We start from the raw sequence: 22,736 nt of genomic DNA on the forward strand, positions 1-22,736 counted from the left end.
AATACTCGTGGTATTGATTAGTAGAAAGAGTGCTCGCCACGTTGGTGTTCAGTCAGGTCTTTAACGCCTTTTAGCTCACCTTCAAACATTTTGAGAAGTTCTTTTTCGATACCTTCTTTAAGAGTGACATCAACCATTGAACAACCGTTACAGCCGCCACCAAATTGCAGAATTGCAAAGCCTTCATCGGTGATTTCCATCAGGGAAACACGGCCACCGTGGCTGGCAAGTTGTGGGTTAATTTGTGACTGTAAAACATACTCAACACGTTCAATTAATGGTGCGTCATCAGAGACCTTACGCATTTTGGCGTTTGGTGCTTTTAACGTCAGTTGTGAGCCCAGTTGGTCGGTAACGAAGTCAATCTCGGCATCATCTAAGAATGGCGCGCTAATTTCATCAACATAAGCAGATAATTTCTCGAACTTTAGTTCTTTATCTGTTGCTTCAACGGCACCCGGAGGGCAGTATGACACACCGCACTCTGCGGTTGGTGTGCCTGGGTTGATAACAAAAACACGGATTTGAGTTCCTGGCTCTTGATTTTCCAACAATTTGGCAAAATGAGCCTGTGCTGCTTCAGTAATATTAATCATAATCATTTGCTCAATAATAGTTGACTGCTTTAGTTGGTTATAATACGCCCATTTACCCCTTTCCTACAAGGTGCGACACAGTGACCATGCATCAACAGTATGTACACCCGCACAAATCAACAATTGTGCTGCGGTATTCATGGTGGAACCTGTTGTAATAACATCATCAAGAACAGCAACATGTAGGTTTGAAACCGAGTTGTTTAAGGTAAATGCTCCCTTTAGGTTATTTCGGCGATACTCACGTTTTAGTGTAATCTGTGCCAGTGTAGCACGACTACGTGATAATGAATTTTGCGAATAGGGGATATTTAACCATCTGGATAAATTTTCGCCTATTAATGCCATATGGTCAAATCCTCTCCACCACAGACGGCGGCGATGCAGTGGAATGGTGATGATTAAGTCCGGTTTTTGCCATTTTTGTTGGCGGTAACCCGTGAGCCAAAATAACGCAAAAATTCGTGCTAGAGTAAAAGCAAGTTGAGATTGTTTTTGAAATTTAAAACGGTGGATTAACAAGCGTAAAGCGCCTTGGTACGGGGTTACTGTGATAATTCTCTGCCATGCGGGAGGGTTTTTTAGGCAACGTCCGCACTCCATGGTAGGCTGCTCACAGGGTAAAGCGCAGCGTAAACAGCAGGTTGGCATTTTAGGTAGTCCTTTGAGGCAAAAATGACAAACACCCTGATGAGTTAATTTTAGTGATTGGTGACATAGCCAGCAGCCCCCCTCCATTGTTAGCATAGTAGCGTCCCGTTAAAACGAATTGACAAATAAATGAATGAAGAGAGTGTAACGATGGCAAAGTTATATTGGCAGACCGTTGGTGAAGGTAAACAAGATCTTGTGTTGCTGCACGGATGGGGACTGAACGCACAAGTCTGGCAAACAATTATTCCGCGAATCGCTTCGCACTTTCGGGTTCATTTAGTTGACCTGCCAGGTTATGGGCGTAGCCAAGGTTTCCTTCCTATGAATATTCAATCAATGGCAAATATTTTGTGGGAACAAGCGCCTAAAAACGCGATTTGGCTCGGTTGGTCACTTGGTGGGCTAGTTGCAAGTCGTGTTGCGCTTGACCATCCTTATGAAGTCAAAGGGTTAATTACCGTTGCTTCTTCTCCATGCTTTAAAGCAGAAGAAAACGGTTGGGCGGGGATCCGACCGGAAGTTTTATTAGGTTTCGAACAGCAACTTTCGGCTGATTTTCATCGTACCGTTGAGCGTTTTTTAGCATTGCAGACATTAGGGACAGAAAGCGCAAGAAATGATGCTAGAACCTTGAAGTCCGTGGTACTTGAACAACCTATCCCAACGGTTGAAACGTTAAATGCCGGGCTTGAATCATTGCGTACCGAAGATTTGCGCGATGAATTAAAACAGTTACCCATTCCTTTCTTGCGCATTTATGGTTATCTCGATGGCTTGGTACCGCGCAAAATAGTGCCCATTTTAGATGAGCTTTACCCTAATTCCCCATCTGTCATTATGCGCAATAGTGCCCATGCACCCTTTATTTCCCATCCTGATGAGTTTTGCGAATACCTATTGGATTTTCAAAGTCGTATCGAGGAATAAATAAAAAAATCAGCCTAACTCATGGCTGATTTTTTTATGGTGTGCCTATTATTTGATTTTATACACAAAATGAGCGCAATCAGTGCTTTCTGGGCAGCCTTTACAACTACTGCCCGTTAAACAAGCGTTGATATCGACTTGTTCAATTTTTTCTAAGCTGATGAGTTTCTCAACCATCGCTTGAATTAATGGAACCGGTGTATTTAGCTGCTCACTGAGTAGCGAGATGTCAGCTTGCCCATATAAGGCGATTAAATCTCTTATTTGCAGCAAGCTAGTCATCGTTTTATTCCTTAGTGGCAAGCATCACTTGAACAGCCAGAACATTGCTCTGCAGTTTTGCTTTTGATGTTCAGGGTTACGCGGCTACGCATGCGGCGTAAGAATATGAACAAGGCAAGGTTGAACAGGACAACCGCAGCAATGGTAATCAAACTGCTTTGTGGGTGCTCGCTGAATGTGGCAACTTGGTAAAACAGAGCCGCGAGGCTATAAGCCACATTCAAGCCCCACAGAATGGAGAAACTCATCCAACTTTTATTGGTTTCACGTGCGATAGCACCCATCACCGAGACGCAAGGCACATACAGTAAGACGAAGATTAGGTAGCTATAGGCAGCAATGCCTGAACCAAATTTCGCTGCCATAGTGCCCATTGAACCGGACTCCATCTCTCCATCACCTTTACTGGCTTCGATAGGGTTTGATAGCGCACTTAAGGTAAAAGTTTCTTTTAAGCTGTCCCAAGTTTCAGAAACCGCATCTCCCAGTTCTTCCCATAAATTGAATGATTCTGCATCGAATGGCTCAGAAGTAATGGCTTCAGCGGTATACAGAGTATTTAAAGTCCCCACGACGACTTCTTTAGCCATCGCCCCGGTAATTAACCCCACGGTCGCTTGCCAATTATCTGCATGCACACCAATCGGCTGTAACGCAGGGGTAATGACTTTACTGACAGAAGCGAGTGCAGAGTCATTAATATTATCAACAGGCTTACCAGAGAAAGAGAAACTATTTAATGCACCAATAAAGATACTGGCAACGACGATAACTTTACCCGCTCGTACCACAAAGCCTTTTAGGCGTTGCCATGTTTGAATCAGCAATGTTTTGATGTGCGGTACATGGTAAACCGGAAGCTCCATAATAAACGGAGAGGCCTCGCCACGCATAAGGGTATGTTTTAGTAATAACCCTGTCAAAATGGCGACAACAATCCCTAAAATATAGAGAGAAAAGACCACACTAGCCCCATTTTTGCCAAAGAAAGCGGCAGCAAAAACAGCGAAAATGGCAAGCCTTGCACCACAAGACATAAACGGTGCCATTAGTACCGTAATGAGCCTTTCACGTGGTGCATCTAGCGTGCGTGCACCCATAATTGATGGTACGTTACAGCCAAAGCCGACAATCAACGGTACGAAGGATTTACCTGGTAAACCTAGCGCCTGCATGAGGCGGTCCATCACGAAAGCGGCTCGTGCCATATAACCCGAGTCTTCCAGTATTGAAAGAAACAGGTACATCATCCCGATTTGTGGTACTAACGGTAATACTGTATTAATACCACCGCCGACACCTTGGGCAAGGAAAATAGTGAGCCAATCAGGGAAGCTGAAATAGGCACCAACCCACTGAATACCATGAATAAATATCGCCTCAGAAGCACCTTCAAAGAAAGGCTGCAATGCCCCACCAATGTTAATGGCTAAGACAAACATCAGGTACATCACAAATAAGAAAATAGGGACACCGAGCCAACGGCTCAGAATAAATCTATCCAGTGATTGTGTTAGTCGATTTGGTTCAGCGGCGCTATTGTTAATCGCGGCATGACAAATTGTGGCAATAGATTGATAACGTGCGTCAGCGATGAGTAGTTCAGGCTCTTCGTTTAAGCCTTCTTTCAGTGTTTGGCGTATCGCCAGTAATTGCCCTTCAGATATTTCTGCGCGTTGGCGGCTATAAATATCTCCTTCGAGAATTTGTAATGCTAACCAGCGGCGTTGCTGATGGCTAAATTGTTGTGTTGAAATTTGTTCAGATAACGAATCCACTGCCTGCAATAACTGGGGTGGATATTCCACAAGGGCTTGTTGGCTATTTTGTGGATGTGTATCAATGGCTTTTTTCAGTTTATCGATACCAGTTGCTCGAGTTGAAACCATTGGGATCACAGGGCAACCGAGCTGTTTTTCTAATTCAGTAATATTAATATCAATATGTTGGCTTTGAGCGATATCCAACATATTCAAGGCAACAATACATGGAACGCCTAACTCAACTAATTGTAATGTCAGATAGAGGTTACGCTCTAAATTGGATGCATCGACAACATTAATGAGCATGTCGGCCTCACCACTTAAAATAAAGTAGCAGGCGATTTGTTCGTCGAGAGAGGTTTGTTCAGAAATGGTGGTCAAAGAGTAAGTGCCGGGTAGGTCAACAAGCTCGATTTTATGGTCATCGGTATGGAAGCGACCCACTTTTCGTTCAACAGTGACCCCTGCCCAGTTACCGACCCGCTGCCTTGACCCTGTAAGTTGGTTAAATAGGGTCGTTTTGCCTGCATTGGGGTTACCAATTAAGCCGATAGTTAATCGTTTCATAGTGTTTGCCAATAATAAAAAAGAAATACTTAAACGGTGGTCGCTTCATCTAGATTGAGTAGGGCAAGATCCTTTTTACGCAGCACTAAGCTGACACGGTGAGTTTCTATTTGTACAGGATCACCAAAAGGCGCCAAGCGCACCACTTTAAAGACAGAACCCGGAAGTAAACCGAGTGAGAGTAGTTTTTGTCGGTATGCAGGACTGATTTCTGGAGAGAAACCAAGTATTTTGTAACTGCATTGAGGAAGTATTGCCATAGTGTCTTCCTAATCATTTAATTCATAATGATATCGATGACAATTGTTAAAGATTACAATTGCTCAGGTAATAAGACTGCCAAACAAAAATAAATCTAATTAACAATGAGAATCATAATCATCCACTTTTTGTTATATTTAGCCTCTTTTTTCGTCAGTTTGACTTGATGTGGATCAACGAAGCATTGAGTTTGCGGTGTTTCGTTAGCAAAAGTAATGGCGGAGTAAACGCGGGGGAGAGGGTGGAATAATGTTCAATATATTGGTTGGGATAATTAATTACAGCGATTATTTTTTGATATAGGCATCACAATAAGTACATTGCGATGCCTATTAAAAAGTTAGCGCTTCTTGCCAAATGCAGCAGCAAGGGCATCACTCATGGCACTATTACCAGAAGATGCGTTGTTTTGGCGTGAATTACCTCTTGATTGAGGAGCCTTACGTGTATTTTTGTCCTGTTCTGGGGCAGCACGGCGAGGTGCACTGTTAGAATCACCGGCTTGCTCATCTAAACGCATCGTTAACGCAATACGTTTGCGCGCAATATCCACATCTAACACTTTGACTTTTACAATGTCACCGGCTTTTACCACTTTGTGTGGGTCTTCGACATAACTATTTGAAAGTGAAGAAATATGAACTAAACCGTCTTGGTGAACACCAATATCTACAAAGGCACCGAAGTTAGTCACATTGGTAACCGCACCTTCTAAAATCATGCCAGGAGTCAGGTCCTTCATGGTTTCTACGCCTTCCGCGAAGGTCGCTGTTTTAAACTCAGGACGTGGGTCACGGCCCGGTTTTTCCAGCTCTTTAATGATGTCAGTGACGGTTGGAACCCCAAATTGTTCCGTGGTGAAGTCGCGTGGGCTCAAGGCATTAAGTACCTGTGAATTACCCATAATTTCTTTGAGTGGCTGGCGGACAGACTCAAGAATTTTTTCGACAATTGGATAAGCTTCAGGGTGAACAGTAGAGGCATCTAATGGGTTTTCACCATTGGTGATACGTAAGAAGCCTGCACATTGTTCAAAAGCTTTTGGCCCAAGACGCGCAACTTTGAGTAACTGTTTTCTATCGCTAAACTGGCCATTTTGGTCGCGCCAGTCCACCACGTTTTGCGCAATCATTTTGCTTAAACCGGCAACCCGAGTCAGTAAGGCAACAGAAGCGGTATTTAAGTCAACACCAACGGAGTTTACACAGTCTTCGACGACCGCATCGAGCTTACGCGCTAATTGCGTCTGGCTGACATCATGCTGATATTGGCCAACCCCAATGGATTTAGGGTCAATTTTCACCAATTCAGCCAACGGGTCTTGTAGGCGGCGGGCAATTGATACGGCACCACGTAAAGACACATCTAAGCTTGGAAATTCCAGCGCTGCAAGTTCAGAAGCGGAATAAACAGAAGCGCCAGCTTCGCTAACAATCACTTTCTGTGCCGTTACTTCTGGGTACTGTTTTTGTACTTCAGCAAAGAAACGTTCCGTTTCGCGAGAAGCGGTCCCGTTACCTATCGCTACTAATTCGACATTGTGTTTTTGGCAAAGTGCTGCGACGATGGTTGCCGCTTTGGCAGCTTGCCCGGTATGCGGATAAATCGTATCGGTCGCAATTAATTTTCCTGTCGCATCCACGACAGCGACTTTCACGCCAGTCCGCAGGCCTGGGTCTAAGCCCATGGTGGCACGCATTCCTGCAGGTGCTGCCATCAGTAAATCACTGAGGTTACGAGCAAATACGTTAATGGCTTCTTCTTCGGCCTTTTCACGCAGTGAGCTCATCACTTCTGTTTCCAAGTGCAGTAATACTTTGACACGCCATGTCCAACTGATCACCGCTTTACGCCATTGGTCAGCCGGAGCATTGTTTAAACGAATATCTAAGTGGCGGGTGATAATTTCTTCGCAGTAACTTTCTTTTGGTGGTTCATCGAACTGAGGATCACAGTTTAATGAAAGCTGTAGAATTCCTTCGTTACGACCACGGAACATCGCAAGAGCTCGATGAGAAGGAACCTGAGCAACAGGTTCGTGATGTTCAAAATAGTCGCTAAATTTTACCCCTTCTTCTTGCTTACCTTCTGCAACAACAGAAACAAGATGGGCATTTTTCCAAATATAGTCGCGAACTTTCGCTAAAAGAGCCGCATCTTCGGCGAAGCGTTCCATAAGGATATAGCGAGCGCCATCTAAAGCGGCTTTGACATCAGCAACACCTTTGTCTGCATCGATATAGGTTTTTGCGAGTTCATCAGGTGACTGGTTAGGGTCATTCCACAGGGTGTCAGCTAAAGGCTCAAGTCCTGCTTCGATGGCAATTTGCCCACGGGTGCGACGTTTCGGTTTATACGGAAGATACAGGTCTTCAAGTTCGGTTTTATTGAGCGTAGTGTCAATAGCGGAGGCAAGCTCAGGTGTCAATTTACCTTGCTCTTCTATCGACTTAAGAATGGTCTGTTTACGGTCATTTAATTCGCGCAAGTACCCTAAACGGCTTTCTAGCTGGCGAAGCTGAGTATCGTCCAACCCACCGGTAACTTCTTTACGATAACGCGCAATAAACGGGACAGTATTTCCTTCATCTAACAGCGTGATGGCAGAAAAAACCTGTTTCGGCTGGGCTTGCAGTTCCGCTGCAATAATTTGGCTTAGAGTTTCATTCATGTCGAATTTAAATACCTACTGAAAGAACAGTTAAAAAATTTACTGCACTGTTATACTTGGTGAGAAAGAGAATTTCCAGACTGAATTTGAGCCTATTGGTAGGAAAGTCTCAGATTATGTTCTATAAAATATTATAATTATGGCTCCACTGGCTAAAATCTGAAGGTTATGACTAAAAGTCTTTTAATTACACGTGAAGGTTGGGATGCATTAGATAAAGAGCTGAAGTACCTGTGGAAGGAAGAACGCCCTCGGGTTACTCAATCTGTTTCAGAGGCCGCTGCTCAAGGGGATCGCTCAGAAAATGCAGAATATATTTATGGTAAAAAAAGGTTGCGTGAGATTGATAGGCGCATCCGTTTTTTATCCAAAAGATTGGATCAATTAAGGATTATCGAGCCTGATCCCCGCCAAGAAGGCCGTGTCTTTTTTGGCGCATGGGTTAAACTAGAAGATGAAAATGAAAATATCAGAATATTCCGTATCGTCGGTGCTGATGAGTTCAACCCTACAAAACAATGGATTTCAATAGACTCTCCGGTAGCACGAGCCTTGATAGGCAAACAGGTTGATGATGAAATAACAGTAAATACGCCAGGAGGGCAGGTGACTTATTTTGTGTTAGAAATAAGCTACCACCCACTAACTACCTGAAGAGTAAAATGATTCATTAAATCCTACGTTAGTGGTAAATTAGTGAGCATTAATATTGTTTTATTTACATTCATTAAAAAAATAATTTGAAAGATGCACATCTTGAGGGCTACAAAATGCAGGAAAGTTATAAGGTTCTTGTCGTCGATGATGATATGCGTTTACGTGCACTGCTGGAACGTTACCTCACTGAGCAGGGTTTTCAGGTAAGGAGTGCTGCAAACGCTGAACAGATGGACAGAATCCTGACAAGGGAATCTATTCATTTGATCGTCTTAGATTTAATGCTACCGGGTGAAGATGGCCTATCGATTTGCCGCCGCTTACGTAGTCAAAATAACCCAATTCCTATTATTATGGTGACAGCGAAAGGTGAAGAAGTTGATCGTATCGTTGGCTTAGAAATCGGTGCAGATGACTATATTCCAAAACCTTTTAATCCACGGGAATTGCTAGCTCGTATTCGAGCGGTATTACGTCGTCAAGCTAATGAATTACCGGGTGCGCCATCTCAAGATGATGCAATAATTACTTTCGGTAAATTTAAATTAAATCTTGGAACACGAGAAATGTTCCAAGGTGATGAAAATATGCCATTAACCAGCGGCGAATTCGCGGTGTTAAAAGTGTTGGTTTCTTATCCAAGGGAACCGTTGTCTCGTGATAAGTTAATGAGCTTAGCGCGAGGCCGTGAATACAGTGCGATGGAACGTTCTATTGATGTTCAAATCTCACGTTTGCGCCGTATGGTTGAAGAAGACCCAGCACATCCTCGTTATATTCAGACGGTTTGGGGCTTGGGCTATGTGTTTGTTCCGGATGGAAGTAAAGCATGAAGCGACTGAGGTTTTCAAGGCGTAGTACATTTTCTCGCTCGTTATTTTTATTTGTAGCCTTACTGTTTGCGAGCCTCGTAACCAGTTATATGGTCGTGTTGAATTTTGTTGTGATGCCTAGCTTACAACAATTCAATAAGGTATTGGCATACGAAGTAAGAACATTAATGACAGAGAAAATGGTTCTACAAGATGGAACCTCAGTGCGGGTATCTCCCGCGTTGCGTAAGAAAATCTACAATGAATTAGGGATTACCTTTTATGCACATTCAGCGGCAATGGAAGAAGGGCTGAACTGGGCAAAAGAGTATGATTTTCTAAGCGAACATATGTCCGAATATATTGGTGGCAAGGCGAGTGTTCATCTCGAACTAGGCCGAGAGTATCCCATTCTATGGCTAACGTCTTATCTCGCACCTGATATCTGGGTGCGAGTTCCTCTGACTGAAATTGGTCAAAATCAGTTTTCCCTGGTTTTTCGCTATACCTTAACGATTTTTCTCACCATTTTTGCCGGGGTATGGTTGTATATACGCTACCAAAACAAGCCGTTGCTTGAATTGGAGTATCATGCAGGTGAAGTTGGTAAAGGGGTAATTTTGCCCCCAATGCAAGAAAAAGGCGCCACCGAGGTTAGGGCCGCCATCCGTTCTTTTAACCACATGGCAGCAGGGATTAAAACCTTAGAAAATGATCGAACTGTCTTAATGGCAGGGGTAAGCCATGACCTAAGAACACCTTTAACCCGTATTCGTTTAGCAACAGAGATGATGAGCCCAGAAGATAGCTATCTGGCGGAATCAATTAATAAAGATATTGAAGAGTGTGATGCGATTATCGGTCAATTCATGTCCTACCTGAAAACAGGTCAAGAAATGGATATGGAATTCTGTGACCTTAACGCTATTTTAATGGACGCGGTGAACTCAGAAAGCAATGTCATCGGTGAAATTGAAACCGCACTTGAGCCCGGCTCAATGATTGTTAATGGTAACCCATTAGCGATCAAACGCGCTATTACGAACATGATAGTTAATGCATACCGCTATGGTAATGGCTGGATCAAGGTCAGTAGTGGTAAAACGGAAGACTCAGTTTGGTTCCAAGTTGAAGACGATGGCGCAGGTATCAAAGAAGAAGATATTCACCGCCTGTTCCAGCCATTTGTGCAAGGTGAAAAAGCCCGTAGCAACAAAGGAACAGGGTTAGGTCTAGCGATTATTCGTCGAATTGTTGATGCTCACGAAGGGAGCATTGAGATTCATAAAAGTGAGCGTGGCGGGTTTGCTATTAGGGCTTTGCTTCCTCTTAAAGAGAAAGAAGACTAAATACTCTTCACACTTTGCGCGGCAGCGTTGTTGGCTGCGTTCGGCTACTCGGGTCACATACTTGTGTATGCTCCCCGAGATATCCTCGCTTGCCGCCTAGCTGCAACACAAATTGTTTTGAGTATTACTTTATAGTTGCAGGATAAAAATATTTTTCGCTTTTATGACAGTCTGTCATTTTTCTTTTTGATATTAGTTTTGAAATTTTGTTTTTATAACTAATTGAATTTTAAGTTGTAAAATTGTATTTTTCTTCGTTTTTGTTTTCTCGCCAGTGAAAAAATCAGCAATTGTCATAAAACTGTCATAAAAACGACATGTTGTCGTAACTAAATTGTCCTATTTTTCCTACCGTGACATACACCCAACAATTTTATACTTGATTGTTTCTATACATCCCCGGAGGGATTATGAAAATGACGCGTACCACCTTAGCAAGCGTAATGGCAGCAACTTTATCTCTGACTGCAATGTCTTCTTTTGCTGCTACCAGCCTGACCGGAGCTGGCGCGACCTTTCCTGCTCCTGTTTATGCGAAGTGGGCAGATTCTTATCAGAAAGAAACAGGTAATAAAGTAAACTATCAGGGGATTGGTTCTTCTGGTGGTGTCAAACAAATTAATGCAAAAACAGTTGATTTCGGAGCTTCTGACGCCCCATTAACTGATGAAAAACTCAAAGAAGATGGCTTATTCCAGTTCCCTACGGTTATCGGTGGTGTGGTACTGGCTGTAAATGTAAAAGGCATTGAGTCTGGGCAATTGACTTTAGATGGCAACACATTAGGTGATATCTATTTAGGTAAAATCACTAAATGGAATGACCCAGCAATCGCTAAATTGAATCCAAATGTGAGTTTACCAGACCAAGCTATCGCAGTCGTTAGACGTTCTGACGGTTCGGGTACTACGTTCGTATTCACGAGCTACCTTGCTAAAGTAAGCGCAAGCTGGAAATCAGACGTTGGTGCGGGCTCTACCGTTAACTGGCCGAAAAATAGCGTAGGTGGTAAAGGGAATGATGGCGTTGCAGCTTTCGTACAGCGTCTACCAGGTTCTATCGGTTATGTTGAATATGCATACGCAAAACAGAACAACCTTGCGTATACTAAATTAATCTCCGCTGATGGCGAAGCGGTTTCACCAACGGGTGAAAGCTTCAGCGCAGCAGCGAAGAAAGTGGACTGGTCTAAATCTTTTGCTCAAGATTTAACAAACCGTGATGGTGCGAATGCATGGCCGATAACCTCAACCACATTCATCTTAGTTCACAAGCAGCAAGAGAATGCGGAAAAAGGCAAAGCGGTTCTTGATTTCTTCAACTGGGCTTATGATAAAGGTGGTAAACAAGCGGAAGCACTAGATTACGCAATTTTACCTCAAGAAGTCGTGACCGCAGTACGTGCAGCATGGAAAACAGAAGTTAAAGATAGCCAAGGTAAAGCATTATTCTAGGTGAACTTAGGTTTTCTAAGTGCACTTAGGGTTGGAAATGGCGGGTAAGTGCTGAGGAACAGAGCTTACCCGCTCATCGTTGTAACGCAATCCTGTAGAAAAGAGCAGGAATGAAATGAGAACAAAGCGCATGGCCGAGAAAACAACGGCATTTAGAGCTCCCAGCAAATCAGGTGATGTGATTTTTAGTGCACTGGTAAAGATTGCCGCGCTCATCACTTTGTTAATGCTCGGAGGCATTATTATTTCCCTTATTTTTGCATCTTGGCCAAGTATGCAGAAGTTTGGGTTTTCGTTTTTGTGGACCAAAGAGTGGGATGCTCCGGCGGAAGAATTCGGTGCTCTTGTGCCTATTTATGGCACTATCGTTACATCGTTAATTGCTCTGATTATCGCAGTACCCGTTAGTTTTGGTATAGCACTATTCCTAACCGAGCTGGCTCCCAATTGGCTAAAACGTCCTCTTGGTATCGCGATTGAACTCCTTGCTGCTATCCCAAGTATCGTTTATGGGATGTGGGGGTTATTTGTCTTTGCACCTTTGTTTGCAGAGTATTTCCAAGAACCAGTTGGTAATGTGATGTCGAGTGTGCCGATTGTCGGTGAACTATTTTCAGGGCCTGCATTCGGAATCGGTATTTTAGCAGCGGGGATTATCCTCGCGATTATGATTATTCCCTATATTGCGTCAGTGATGCGCGATGTATTTGAACAAACTCCTGTGATGATGAAAGAGTCAGCCTACGGGATTGGCTGTACAACATGGGAAGTGATTTGGAATATCGTGCTGCCGTATACCCGCAATGGGGTAATCGGTGGAGTGATGTTAGGTCTTGGCCGTGCACTGGGTGAAACCATGGCGGTTACTTTCGTGATTGGTAATACTTACCAACTTGATAGCGCATCACTGTTTATGCCTGGAAACAGTATTACCTCAGCACTGGCAAATGAATTTGCGGAAGCTGAGAGCGGCTTACATACCTCGGCCTTGATGGAACTTGGACTGATCCTGTTTGTTATCACTTTTATTGTGTTAGCGATTTCCAAGTTAATGGTCATGCGTCTTGCGAAAAATGAGGGCCGTTAAAATGTCGATATCTCAACCTATCGCAGTGAATGAAAAAGAACGAGCTCGTCGTCAAGCGTGGCGTCGCCAAGTTAACAGAATGGCACTACTTGTCTCGATGTTAACTATGGCTTTCGGCTTGTTCTGGTTAGTGTGGATTTTATTTTCTACAGTCACTAAAGGGATTGATGGCATGTCCCTCAATCTGTTTACTGAAATGACTCCACCACCTAATACGGAAGGTGGCGGGTTGGCAAATGCCATCGTAGGTAGTGGCTTATTAATCTTATGGGCGACAGTTATCGGTACGCCTTTAGGGATTTTAGCGGGAATTTATTTAGCTGAATATGGGCGTAAGTCATGGTTAGCTTCAGTCACCCGCTTTATTAATGACATTTTATTATCAGCTCCATCTATCGTTGTAGGGTTGTTTGTGTACACCATTGTGGTTGCTCAAATGCAGCACTTCTCGGGTTGGGCTGGGGTCGTGGCGCTTGCATTGCTGCAAATTCCGATTGTTATTCGAACTACTGAAAATATGTTGAAATTAGTTCCGGATAGCTTGCGTGAAGCCGCTTATGCACTTGGCACACCAAAATGGAAAATGATTTTATCTATTACGCTAAAAGCGTCTGTGTCAGGGATTATCACTGGGATCTTGCTTGCAATTGCACGTATTGCTGGGGAAACCGCACCGCTTCTGTTTACTTCACTGTCAAATCAGTTCTGGAGTACAGATATGAGCGAGCCAATTGCCAACTTACCAGTGACAATCTTCAAATTTGCAATGAGCCCATTCTCTGAATGGCAAGAGCTTGCATGGGCTGGGGTTCTGTTAATTACCTTATGTGTCCTGCTGATTAACATCATTGCACGTGTTGTTTTCGCACAGAAAAAACACTAAGCGCCAGATAAATAAAGATTTAGAGAGAAAAGCAAACCATGATTAATGCAAACGATATTGCAAATAGTAAAATTAAAGTACGTGACCTCAACTTCTATTATGGCAAGTTTCACGCACTGAAAAATATCTCTTTAGACATTGAAAAAAATAAAGTGACTGCATTTATCGGCCCATCAGGCTGTGGTAAATCGACGTTATTACGCACCTTCAATAAAATGTATGAATTGTATGGCGAGCAGCGCGCAGAAGGTGAAATTTTACTGGATGGCCAAAACATCCTGACTGATAAACAAGATATTGCGTTATTGCGCGCGAAAGTCGGAATGGTTTTCCAAAAACCAACACCATTCCCGATGTCTATTTATGACAACATTGCATTTGGTGTGCGTTTATTTGAGAAGTTATCCCGTGTGGAAATGGATGAGCGCGTGCAGTGGGCGTTAACAAAGGCGGCATTATGGAATGAAACCAAAGATAAGTTACACCAAAGTGGTTATAGCTTGTCGGGTGGCCAGCAACAGCGTCTCTGTATTGCTCGTGGTATTGCTATTCGCCCTGAGGTTTTATTGCTAGATGAACCCTGTTCCGCTCTAGACCCTATTTCAACTGGTCGAATTGAAGAACTGATTAGTGAATTAAAATCAGAATACACCGTGGTGATTGTTACCCACAATATGCAACAAGCAGCACGCTGTTCTGACTATACGGCTTTCATGTATTTAGGGGAGTTAGTCGAGTTTAACCATACTGACAAAATGTTTACTACCCCAGAAATGAAGCAAACTGAAGATTATATTACTGGCCGCTACGGTTGATATGGAGCCGACGATGGATACGCTGAATCACAACAAACATATATCGGGGCAGTTCAATGCTGAACTGGAACATATCCATACTGAATTAATGACGATGGGAGGACTGGTCGAAGAGCAGCTTACCAAAGCCATTACGGCCATGCATAATCAGGATGAAGCCCTAGCACGTGAAGTTATCGAAAATGACCATAAAGTCAATATGATGGAAGTGGCCATTGATGAAGAATGCGTTAAAATCATCGCGAAACGCCAACCAACGGCGAGTGATTTGCGCCTGATTATGGCGATTTCAAAAACGATTGCTGAGCTGGAAAGAATCGGTGATGTTGCGGACAAAATCTGTCAAACCGCATTGGAAAAATTTTCTCATCAACACCAGCCCTTGTTAGTGAGTTTGGAATCATTAGGCCGTCATACAGTACAAATGCTACATGATGTATTAGATGCGTTCGCTCGAATGGATCTTGAAGAAGCGATTCGTATCTACCGTGAAGATGAGAAAGTTGACCAAGAGTATGAGGGCATCGTACGTCAATTGATGACCTACATGATGGAAGACCCACGAACGATCCCAAGTGTATTAACAGCACTATTCTGTGCTCGTTCAATTGAGCGCATCGGTGACCGTTGCCAAAACATCTGTGAGTTTATTTTCTACTATGTGAAGGGGCAGGATTTCCGTCATGTGGGTGGGGATAGTCTTGAGAAGATGTTAACGAATAAATAATTACTCGAATACTCGTCATATTTCGTGCTGTGGCGGTGTTGGCTTCGCTCGGCTACTCGGGTCACATACTGATGTATGCTCCCCGATATATCCTTGCTTGCCGCCTAGCCACAACACGAACTATTTAGAGTATTAAGCTACAACTCCAATCATTTGTCTCAATCTCTTCTACCGACTTTCTTCTTGCTCGATAAGAGTCTATTGATGGTTTAACCATGTCTGGGGCACCTTGTTATCAAGGTGGCTTTTTTTTGTCTCCGTTAATATTCCATTTGGTTATAAATATATTATTTAATATTATTTCAAGTGCTAAGTAATAGTTGATAGCGTGTGATGGTCGATTTACAAAAATTTACCGTCAGGGGTGTTCAATGAAAGCTCGTATTCTAACGACTGTTTTACTTACAGGTTTAGCGCTGACAGCGAATGTCGCTAGCGCAGATAAATTAGATGATATCAAACAAGCGGGTGTGATCCGCATTTCTGTGTTTGATAGCAATCCACCATTTGGCTTTATTGACCCACAAACTAAAAAATTAGCGGGCTATGATGTGGATATCGCACAAGAAATTGCAGATAGCTTAGGGGTAAAACTTGAGCTTCGTCCCACTAACCCAGCAAACCGTATCCCACTTCTGACTTCGGGCAAAGTTGATCTGATTGGCGCTAATTTCACCATTACTGATGAGCGCGCAAAGCAAGTTGATTTTTCTATTCCTGATTTTGCGACAGGCCAAAAATTTATTGCCCGTAAAGGCGTATTAAAAACCCCTGACGATATCAAACCACTACGTATTGGTGCAGATAAAGGCACTGTGCAGGAAGTGACTTTACGTGAACGTTTCCCTGATACAAAGGTAATTTCGTACGATGATACGCCGCAAGCATTCGCTGCACTGCGTAATGGCAACGTCCAAGCTATCACACAAGATGATGCGAAACTGGTTGGTTTATTAGGTAATTTACCTGAAAAAGTGAAAGCAGATTTTGAAATTTCCCCATTTAGCCTGACGAAAGAATACCAAGCATTGGCAGCAAGCAAAGGTGAAACCCGTTTGGTTGAAAACGTCAACGAAACATTGTTGAAACTGGAGAAAGACGGTAAAGCCGAGGTAATTTATAACCGTTGGTTTGGGCCAGATACTAAAGCTGCACAGCCACGTGGGGACTTTAAATTTGCGCCACTGAGTGAGCAACAACCTCAGTCTTAACGGGTAGCGGTAAATATTCAGTGATATGAAGCCCTGCACTCTGTGCGGGGTTCTTGGTTATAAGGGATGCGTTTTTAATCACAGGCTGCGAAGGCAATAGGTCGTGAACAATGTTTGAAAAATTTTTGAGTGGTGATTTTTGGTCTGCCCATTTATTGGCCCCCGAGTATCTAGAATGGTTTGGCTACGGTTTTTTGATCACCGTTTGGATCTCGATTTGTACCATTGTTGCAGCCACTGCATTGGGTTTTATAGTTGCATCAGCAAAGGATAGTCAAATTGCTCCTGTGCGTTGGGCCGTGAGTATCTACATCTCTATTTTTAGAAATACGCCTTTGTTGGTGCAGTTATTCTTTTGGTACTTTGCTTCCGGTGAAATTTTATCCTCTGCCGCAATGGAATGGCTAAATACTCCCCATGAAATCCATTTATTTGGAATAACCGTGGGTTGGCCGTCATTTGAATTCTTAGCGGGTTTTATTGGTTTGACCTTGTATACCGTCCCTTTTATTGCCGAAGAAATTCGCGCTGGGATCCGTGGTGTTCGCCAAGGGCAAAAATATGCCGCGTTTGCTTTAGGATTAACGTCATGGCAGGCCATGAAATTAGTGGTATTACCGCAAGCCGTTAAAATCGCCATGCCTCCGCTACTGGGCCAATATATGAATGTGGTGAAAAACTCATCGTTAACGATGGCCATCGGTGTCGCAGAACTGTCTTATGTCTCTCGTCAGGTTGATAGCCAGACACTGCAAACCTTTACTGCCTTTGGGGTAGCGACAGTATTGTACATTGCTATTATTGCAGTAATGGAGGGGTGGGGCCAGTGGCGCCAGCAGCGTAATTTGGCTCAGGGGGTATAAAATGGATTTTTCAGTTATTGAGCAGAACTGGCAATATTTATTATTCGGTACTTTCCCTGATGGACCACTTGAAGGCGCAGCGCTGACGCTAGTCATTAGCTTACTTGCCGGTGCGGCCTCCATTCTATTAGGGACATTGGGCGGAATAGCCTTAGCCATGCTACGAGGCTTCTGGGTTAACCTGTTCGCCGCAGTTTTAGGATTTTTCCGTGCAATTCCTGTCATTATGTTGATTTTTTGGACCTATTTCCTGTTGCCAATCTTATTGGGTATGGAAATTCCGGGTATTGCAACGGTAGTATGCGCATTGGCATTGATTACCTCCGCATATTTGGCTCATGCTGTGAAAGCGGGCATTTTAGCAATAGGAGCAGGGCAGTGGCAGGCAGGTTTATCCTTGGGGTTTAGCCGCTGGCAGGTATTATGGAATATCGTGTTACCACAAGCCTTACGCATGATGGTACCGTCATTTATTAACCAGTGGGTAGCATTAATTAAAGACACCTCATTAGCCTATGTTGTTGGTGTTGCGGAGCTTTCTTTCTTAGCAACCCAAGTGAACAACCGTGAAATGGTTTATCCTCTCGAAGTTTTCTTATTCGTTGCATTTATTTATTTTGTGATGTGCTTTGCGGTAGAAATTATTGCGAATAGAGTGGCGAAAAAGCTCAGTGCACAGCATCAACCCCAAAAACTGGCTGCGAAACATCGTTTATTGTTTTGGCGTCGACAAAAATTGTTAGCACTTTCCTAAATCAAAAGTGGTGGTGAAATACCCACCATTTTTTCACTCCACTATTTTGGGTTATTTTTATTATTTCATCTTGGCGTATCAGTTAGTTAGGACATTTTGGCTCCTTGCAGTTTACGCAATCGTTTTCTTTTGTGGTTTTTAATTGTAGTATAGGGCGAAAAAAACTTTTTTTGGGCGCAATATCTAATGAGTAATCAATCTTCTAGCTCGGCACAACCGCAGGGCTTGTTTCAGCGTGTTTTTAAATTGCAAGAGCACGGCACGACAGCACGGACAGAAGTTGTTGCAGGCTTCACCACCTTCCTGACGATGGTATATATCGTCTTTGTTAACCCTCAAATACTCTCAGTTGCAGGCATGGACATCAAAGCCGTATTTGTTACCACCTGTTTGATTGCGGCAATTGGTAGCATTTTAATGGGGCTACTGGCAAATTTATCCATTGCTGTTGCACCTGCGATGGGCTTGAATGCCTTTTTTGCTTTTGTTGTTGTAGGGGCGATGGGGTATTCATGGGAAGTTGCTATGGGCGCCGTATTTTGGGGGGCTGTCGGCTTATTTATTCTGACACTATTCCGCATACGTTATTGGATTATCGCTAACATTCCTTTGAGTCTTCGCGTCGGGATCACCAGTGGTATCGGCCTATTTATTGCGATGATGGGGCTGAAAAACTCCGGCATTATTGTGGCTAACCCGGATACGTTAGTTTCTATCGGTAACTTGACTCACCATAATGTTTGGCTGGGAGCTCTCGGGTTCTTTATTATTGCCATCTTAGCGGCACGTAATATTCATGCCGCGGTATTAGTTTCTATTGCGGTGACCACTTTGATTGGTCTGGCTCTGGGAGATGTAAAATATTCTGGGATATTCTCAATGCCGCCAAGTATCACGAGTGTCGTGGGGCAGGTTGATTTCTCTGGTTCTTTAGATTTAGCGTTATCCGGTGTGATTTTTGCCTTTATGCTAGTCAATTTGTTTGACTCATCAGGTACCATGATTGGGGTGACTGACAAAGCGGGTATCACCAATGAACGCGGGACTTTCCCTCGAATGAAACAAGCTTTATATGTAGACAGCTTGAGTTCTGTCGCAGGTTCAGCGATGGGAACATCTTCAGTCACTGCATATATTGAAAGTTCTTCAGGTGTTTCTGTTGGTGGGCGTACAGGTTTAACCGCGATCGTCGTTGGTGTTTTATTCCTATTGACTATGTTTATCTCACCTCTTGCAGGTATGGTTCCAGCTTATGCAACTGCGGGAGCCTTGATTTACGTGGGCGTGCTGATGACATCAAGTCTAACTCGCGTGAAATGGGATGACTTAACTGAGTCTGTACCCGCATTTATTACTGCAGTGATGATGCCATTTAGTTTCTCGATTACTGAAGGTATTGCGTTGGGCTTTATTGCTTACTGTGCAATGAAAATTGGTACTGGTCGCTGGCGTGATCTGGGTTTGTGTGTGATTTTAGTCGCGGCGATGTTTTTGTTAAAAATGATCCTAGTCGACGCCTAAAATGCGCTTCATATTTTGAACTGTAGCGGTGTTGGCTGCGTTTGCTAACCCTAGTCACATACTTTTGTATGCTCCTAGGGATTAGCAATTCTTGCCGCCTTGCTACAGCTCAAACTATTTAGCGCATTAATCTTCGTCATACTTCAAGCTGTGGCGTTGCTGTCTTCTCTCGGCTACTCGGGTCACATACTTATGTATGCTCCCCGAGATAACCTCGATTGACGCCTAGCCACAACTTGAATTATTTAGAATTATTTAATGAGTTAATCATTTCTCTTTTTGTTATTTGAACCTCCATGCTCTAAATAATTTGTGTTGCATGAGTGTACATGCAACACAAATTATTTAAGGTATAATCATTAAAGTACTATTGCGAAGGCAGGGTGGAGTAAAAAATCCGCTGAAATTGCAAACTAGTGCTTTCCCCCTTTATGGGATCCTGCTAGATTTCGCAGCAGAAACTGACTTTATCAAGGTATCAGACCATGAATGCACCAAAAAAAGCGGCTGCTAAGCCAAAGAAAAAATACCGTAAAACTAAAGAAGAGATAAATGCGGAAGGCCGTGAGCGTAAGCGTGAGAAAAAACATCGCGGTCATAAGTCTGGCAGCCGTTATGTAGAACAGGCTTCTAATAAGCAAAATGGTGGGCAAAATACTTCAACCGACCCACGTTTAGGTAGCAAAAAGCCAGTGCCTTTAATTGTGGATGAAAAACAGGTCACGAAATCTGCGGTTGAGAAAAAACAGCCAGCTGTTAAAGAAAAACTGACACCAGAAAAAGAGCTGGAAATGCTGGAAAGCGATGACCGTTTAGATAGCATTTTGGCACGCCTAGAAGATGGCGAAACCATCACGGCGCAAGAACAAGAATATGTTGATACTTGTTTAGACCGTATCGATGAGCTGATGAATATTCTCGGTATTGAATATAGCGAAGAAGAAGAGGAAGAAGACGAAGAAAAACTTGATGACATTATGCGCATCTTAAAAAGTAAATAATTTCGTTTAAAAGATCCCTCGCGCTAGCGGGGGGTTTGGCTATTTTTTTCGCTAACTCACTTTTCTTTGATGTTGCATCAAGTCTCTTCTCTCTAACATATTTATACTCGTCATATATAAAGCTGCAGCGTTGTTGACTATGTTCATTCGCACTAGTCATATACTTATGTATACTCCTAGCGACTCATTCACTTGTCGCCTAGCTGCAACTCGAAATATTTAGAGTCTATAATGCTTATGCAGGTTATAAAATTTTCACTCTCATCGAATAACAAATTAAATAGAGTGAAGTCATCGTTATAGTTTGAGCTTTTGGTCAATTGAGGAATGTTATGTCAGAGCAAAATATTGTTTGGGATCTTTCTCTCATTCAAAAATACAATTATTCAGGGCCACGTTATACTTCGTACCCCACCGCCTTGGAATTTAATCAAGAGTACGATGAGAATGCGTTTGTTCAAGCAACGCAGCGTTATCCTGATCGCCCCTTATCGCTCTATGTTCATATTCCTTTTTGCCATAAACTTTGTTATTTCTGTGGCTGTAATAAATTAGTGACACGCCAAAAACATAAAGCCGATGAATATCTTCAAGTAATTGAAAAAGAAATTATTCAGCGCGCAGCGTTATTAAAAAACCGCATCGTGACACAAATGCATTGGGGCGGTGGTACTCCAACTTATCTCGATAAAGCTCAAGTCAGCCATTTGGTTGGTTTATTGAAAAAACACTTTAATTTTGCGGATGATGTGGAAATGTCGATTGAAGTCGACCCGCGTGAAATTGAACTGGATATGATAGACCACTTGCGCCATGAAGGGTTTAATCGTCTAAGTATGGGAGTGCAGGATTTTAATAAAGAAGTTCAGGTACTGGTTAACCGTGAACAGGACGAAGATTTTATTTTCGCCTTAATTAAACGGGCTAAAGAGATGGGGTTTACCTCGACAAGTATTGATTTAATTTATGGTTTACCTAAGCAAACACCTGAAAGCTTTGCATTTACTCTAAAGAAAGTGACTGAATTATCACCAGATCGTTTAAGCGTATTCAATTATGCGCACTTGCCTAGTTTATTTGCGGCGCAGCGTAAAATTAAAGACGCTGATTTACCAAGTGCGGAGCAAAAACTCGATATTCTGCAAGACACAATTGCGACTCTCACCAGGGGTGGTTATCAATTTATTGGTATGGACCACTTTGCTCGCCCTGAGGATGAACTTGCCGTGGCACAACGGGAAGGCATTCTGCACCGTAATTTTCAAGGTTACACCACCCAAGGAGATTGTGATTTACTGGGGTTAGGGGTTTCTGCGATCAGTATGTTAGGTGATAACTACGCACAAAATCAGAAAGATTTGAAAACCTATTATGCGCAAGTTGAAGAGCAAGGTCACGCGCTGTGGCGTGGACTCGCCTTAACCGATGATGATTGTCTACGCCGCGATGTCATCAAAACCTTAATCTGTAACTTCCAATTGGATTTTGCCCAAATTGAAGCAATCTATCCAATTGATTTTAAATTTTATTTTAAAGAAGATTTAGAACTATTGAAACCAATGGCAGAAGATGGGCTGGTCGAAATAACAGACAAAGGTATTAAAGTGACACCACAAGGACGTTTACTTATTCGTAATATTTGCATGTGTTTTGATGTGTATTTGCGTAATCAGATGAGGCAGCGGCAGTTTTCCCGCGTCATCTAAATGCTCTTCATATTTCGTCCTGTCGCGTTGTTGTCTTCATTCAGCCACACGCTGCCACGTTGTTGTCTTCATTCAGCCACACGGGTCACATACTTAGTGTATGCTCCCCGCGCGGTCTTCATTTCGACGCCTAGCGACAGAACGAACTATTTAGAGCATCTAATCTTTGTCATAT

General features: G+C 43.0%; 21 protein-coding genes. 15 read left to right on the forward strand and 6 right to left on the reverse strand.

Going from position 1 to position 22,736, the window contains the following annotated elements:
- Positions 1 to 17 precede the first annotated feature (17 nt).
- Positions 18 to 596, reverse strand: a complete 579-nt coding sequence (nfuA, locus tag ACU696_RS03520) for a Fe-S biogenesis protein NfuA (protein ID WP_004266130.1) — start codon at positions 594 to 596, stop codon at positions 18 to 20.
- A gap of 63 nt (positions 597 to 659) precedes the next feature.
- A complete protein-coding gene (locus tag ACU696_RS03525; protein ID WP_042851463.1) occupies positions 660 to 1,343 on the reverse strand; it encodes a hypothetical protein in 684 nt (227 codons plus the stop codon).
- A 54-nt stretch (positions 1,344 to 1,397) separates the two neighbouring features.
- Here ACU696_RS03525 and bioH point away from each other — a divergent pair, with 54 nt between their 5' ends.
- Positions 1,398 to 2,177: a pimeloyl-ACP methyl ester esterase BioH gene (gene bioH, locus ACU696_RS03530; RefSeq protein ID WP_004266128.1), complete on the forward strand. Its 780-nt coding sequence runs from the start codon at positions 1,398 to 1,400 to the stop codon at positions 2,175 to 2,177.
- A 48-nt stretch (positions 2,178 to 2,225) separates the two neighbouring features.
- On the opposite strand, the gene ACU696_RS03535 is transcribed toward bioH, so the two are convergent.
- From ACU696_RS03535 to ACU696_RS03550, 4 genes are all read right to left on the reverse strand, one after another.
- Positions 2,226 to 2,459 carry a FeoC-like transcriptional regulator gene (locus ACU696_RS03535; RefSeq protein ID WP_004266127.1) on the reverse strand — a complete coding sequence of 78 codons (234 nt, stop codon included), beginning with the start codon at positions 2,457 to 2,459 and terminating at the stop codon, positions 2,226 to 2,228.
- Between the two features lie 11 nt (positions 2,460 to 2,470).
- Positions 2,471 to 4,789: a Fe(2+) transporter permease subunit FeoB gene (gene feoB, locus ACU696_RS03540; RefSeq protein WP_110731470.1), complete on the reverse strand. Its 2,319-nt coding sequence runs from the start codon at positions 4,787 to 4,789 to the stop codon at positions 2,471 to 2,473.
- 29 nt (positions 4,790 to 4,818) lie between these two features.
- Positions 4,819 to 5,049 carry a ferrous iron transporter A gene (gene feoA / locus ACU696_RS03545; RefSeq protein WP_004266125.1) on the reverse strand — a complete coding sequence of 77 codons (231 nt, stop codon included), beginning with the start codon at positions 5,047 to 5,049 and terminating at the stop codon, positions 4,819 to 4,821.
- A 341-nt stretch (positions 5,050 to 5,390) separates the two neighbouring features.
- A complete protein-coding gene (locus ACU696_RS03550; RefSeq protein WP_209102359.1) occupies positions 5,391 to 7,721 on the reverse strand; it encodes a Tex family protein in 2,331 nt (776 codons plus the stop codon).
- Positions 7,722 to 7,889: 168 nt separating this feature from the next.
- On the opposite strand from ACU696_RS03550, the gene greB reads away from it, so the two are divergent.
- The 14 genes from greB to hemN all read left to right on the forward strand — a co-directional run bounded on the left by greB (position 7,890) and on the right by hemN (position 22,561).
- Positions 7,890 to 8,375 carry a transcription elongation factor GreB gene (greB, locus tag ACU696_RS03555; protein WP_109912392.1) on the forward strand — a complete coding sequence of 162 codons (486 nt, stop codon included), beginning with the start codon at positions 7,890 to 7,892 and terminating at the stop codon, positions 8,373 to 8,375.
- A 116-nt stretch (positions 8,376 to 8,491) separates the two neighbouring features.
- Complete coding sequence (ompR, locus tag ACU696_RS03560) at positions 8,492 to 9,211, forward strand: osmolarity response regulator transcription factor OmpR (protein ID WP_004266122.1); 720 nt, start codon at positions 8,492 to 8,494, stop codon at positions 9,209 to 9,211.
- The gene (gene envZ / locus ACU696_RS03565; protein WP_004266121.1) at positions 9,208 to 10,539 is read left to right on the forward strand and encodes a two-component system sensor histidine kinase EnvZ; all 1,332 of its coding nucleotides are present in this window, start codon (positions 9,208 to 9,210) and stop codon (positions 10,537 to 10,539) included. Before ompR ends, envZ begins: the two co-directional genes overlap by 4 nt.
- Before the next feature lie 410 nt (positions 10,540 to 10,949).
- On the forward strand, positions 10,950 to 11,993 hold the full coding sequence (gene pstS / locus ACU696_RS03570; protein ID WP_004266120.1) for a phosphate ABC transporter substrate-binding protein PstS: 1,044 nt from the start codon (positions 10,950 to 10,952) through the stop codon (positions 11,991 to 11,993).
- A 130-nt stretch (positions 11,994 to 12,123) separates the two neighbouring features.
- The gene (pstC, locus tag ACU696_RS03575; RefSeq protein ID WP_004262847.1) at positions 12,124 to 13,080 is read left to right on the forward strand and encodes a phosphate ABC transporter permease PstC; all 957 of its coding nucleotides are present in this window, start codon (positions 12,124 to 12,126) and stop codon (positions 13,078 to 13,080) included.
- Position 13,081: 1 nt separating this feature from the next.
- Positions 13,082 to 13,963, forward strand: coding sequence for a phosphate ABC transporter permease PstA (gene pstA, locus ACU696_RS03580; protein ID WP_004266119.1), 882 nt, complete (start codon positions 13,082 to 13,084; stop codon positions 13,961 to 13,963).
- 38 nt (positions 13,964 to 14,001) lie between these two features.
- Complete coding sequence (gene pstB, locus ACU696_RS03585) at positions 14,002 to 14,778, forward strand: phosphate ABC transporter ATP-binding protein PstB (protein WP_004262838.1); 777 nt, start codon at positions 14,002 to 14,004, stop codon at positions 14,776 to 14,778.
- Positions 14,779 to 14,791: 13 nt separating this feature from the next.
- Complete coding sequence (gene phoU / locus ACU696_RS03590) at positions 14,792 to 15,505, forward strand: phosphate signaling complex protein PhoU (RefSeq protein ID WP_036958602.1); 714 nt, start codon at positions 14,792 to 14,794, stop codon at positions 15,503 to 15,505.
- A gap of 371 nt (positions 15,506 to 15,876) precedes the next feature.
- Positions 15,877 to 16,716 carry an ABC transporter substrate-binding protein gene (locus ACU696_RS03595; RefSeq protein WP_004266117.1) on the forward strand — a complete coding sequence of 280 codons (840 nt, stop codon included), beginning with the start codon at positions 15,877 to 15,879 and terminating at the stop codon, positions 16,714 to 16,716.
- Positions 16,717 to 16,826: 110 nt separating this feature from the next.
- Entirely contained in the window at positions 16,827 to 17,579 is a 753-nt protein-coding gene (locus ACU696_RS03600) for an amino acid ABC transporter permease (RefSeq protein WP_196719983.1), read from the forward strand.
- A gap of 1 nt (position 17,580) precedes the next feature.
- On the forward strand, positions 17,581 to 18,333 hold the full coding sequence (locus ACU696_RS03605) for an amino acid ABC transporter permease (RefSeq protein ID WP_209102362.1): 753 nt from the start codon (positions 17,581 to 17,583) through the stop codon (positions 18,331 to 18,333).
- A 186-nt stretch (positions 18,334 to 18,519) separates the two neighbouring features.
- The gene (locus ACU696_RS03610; RefSeq protein WP_209102364.1) at positions 18,520 to 19,854 is read left to right on the forward strand and encodes an NCS2 family permease; all 1,335 of its coding nucleotides are present in this window, start codon (positions 18,520 to 18,522) and stop codon (positions 19,852 to 19,854) included.
- 485 nt (positions 19,855 to 20,339) lie between these two features.
- Entirely contained in the window at positions 20,340 to 20,855 is a 516-nt protein-coding gene (gene yihI / locus ACU696_RS03615) for a Der GTPase-activating protein YihI (protein ID WP_447343036.1), read from the forward strand.
- Positions 20,856 to 21,187: 332 nt separating this feature from the next.
- On the forward strand, positions 21,188 to 22,561 hold the full coding sequence (hemN, locus tag ACU696_RS03620) for an oxygen-independent coproporphyrinogen III oxidase (RefSeq protein ID WP_209102365.1): 1,374 nt from the start codon (positions 21,188 to 21,190) through the stop codon (positions 22,559 to 22,561).
- Positions 22,562 to 22,736: the final 175 nt, after the last annotated feature.

It is taken from the genome of Providencia sp. PROV_01 (genome assembly GCF_053098325.1).

Bases quoted from the DNA above. Each gene is read 5' to 3' on its own strand.
- nfuA (WP_004266130.1), bottom strand. From the start codon at position 596: ATGATTAATATTACTGAAGCAGCACAGGCTCATTTTGCCAAATTGTTG.
- ACU696_RS03525 (WP_042851463.1), bottom strand. From the start codon at position 1,343: ATGCTAACAATGGAGGGGGGCTGCTGGCTATGTCACCAATCACTAAAA.
- bioH (WP_004266128.1), top strand. From the start codon at position 1,398: ATGGCAAAGTTATATTGGCAGACCGTTGGTGAAGGTAAACAAGATCTT.
- ACU696_RS03535 (WP_004266127.1), bottom strand. From the start codon at position 2,459: ATGACTAGCTTGCTGCAAATAAGAGATTTAATCGCCTTATATGGGCAA.
- feoB (WP_110731470.1), bottom strand. From the start codon at position 4,789: ATGAAACGATTAACTATCGGCTTAATTGGTAACCCCAATGCAGGCAAA.
- feoA (WP_004266125.1), bottom strand. From the start codon at position 5,049: ATGGCAATACTTCCTCAATGCAGTTACAAAATACTTGGTTTCTCTCCA.
- ACU696_RS03550 (WP_209102359.1), bottom strand. From the start codon at position 7,721: ATGAATGAAACTCTAAGCCAAATTATTGCAGCGGAACTGCAAGCCCAG.
- greB (WP_109912392.1), top strand. From the start codon at position 7,890: ATGACTAAAAGTCTTTTAATTACACGTGAAGGTTGGGATGCATTAGAT.
- ompR (WP_004266122.1), top strand. From the start codon at position 8,492: ATGCAGGAAAGTTATAAGGTTCTTGTCGTCGATGATGATATGCGTTTA.
- envZ (WP_004266121.1), top strand. From the start codon at position 9,208: ATGAAGCGACTGAGGTTTTCAAGGCGTAGTACATTTTCTCGCTCGTTA.
- pstS (WP_004266120.1), top strand. From the start codon at position 10,950: ATGAAAATGACGCGTACCACCTTAGCAAGCGTAATGGCAGCAACTTTA.
- pstC (WP_004262847.1), top strand. From the start codon at position 12,124: ATGGCCGAGAAAACAACGGCATTTAGAGCTCCCAGCAAATCAGGTGAT.
- pstA (WP_004266119.1), top strand. From the start codon at position 13,082: ATGTCGATATCTCAACCTATCGCAGTGAATGAAAAAGAACGAGCTCGT.
- pstB (WP_004262838.1), top strand. From the start codon at position 14,002: ATGATTAATGCAAACGATATTGCAAATAGTAAAATTAAAGTACGTGAC.
- phoU (WP_036958602.1), top strand. From the start codon at position 14,792: ATGGATACGCTGAATCACAACAAACATATATCGGGGCAGTTCAATGCT.
- ACU696_RS03595 (WP_004266117.1), top strand. From the start codon at position 15,877: ATGAAAGCTCGTATTCTAACGACTGTTTTACTTACAGGTTTAGCGCTG.
- ACU696_RS03600 (WP_196719983.1), top strand. From the start codon at position 16,827: ATGTTTGAAAAATTTTTGAGTGGTGATTTTTGGTCTGCCCATTTATTG.
- ACU696_RS03605 (WP_209102362.1), top strand. From the start codon at position 17,581: ATGGATTTTTCAGTTATTGAGCAGAACTGGCAATATTTATTATTCGGT.
- ACU696_RS03610 (WP_209102364.1), top strand. From the start codon at position 18,520: ATGAGTAATCAATCTTCTAGCTCGGCACAACCGCAGGGCTTGTTTCAG.
- yihI (WP_447343036.1), top strand. From the start codon at position 20,340: ATGAATGCACCAAAAAAAGCGGCTGCTAAGCCAAAGAAAAAATACCGT.
- hemN (WP_209102365.1), top strand. From the start codon at position 21,188: ATGTCAGAGCAAAATATTGTTTGGGATCTTTCTCTCATTCAAAAATAC.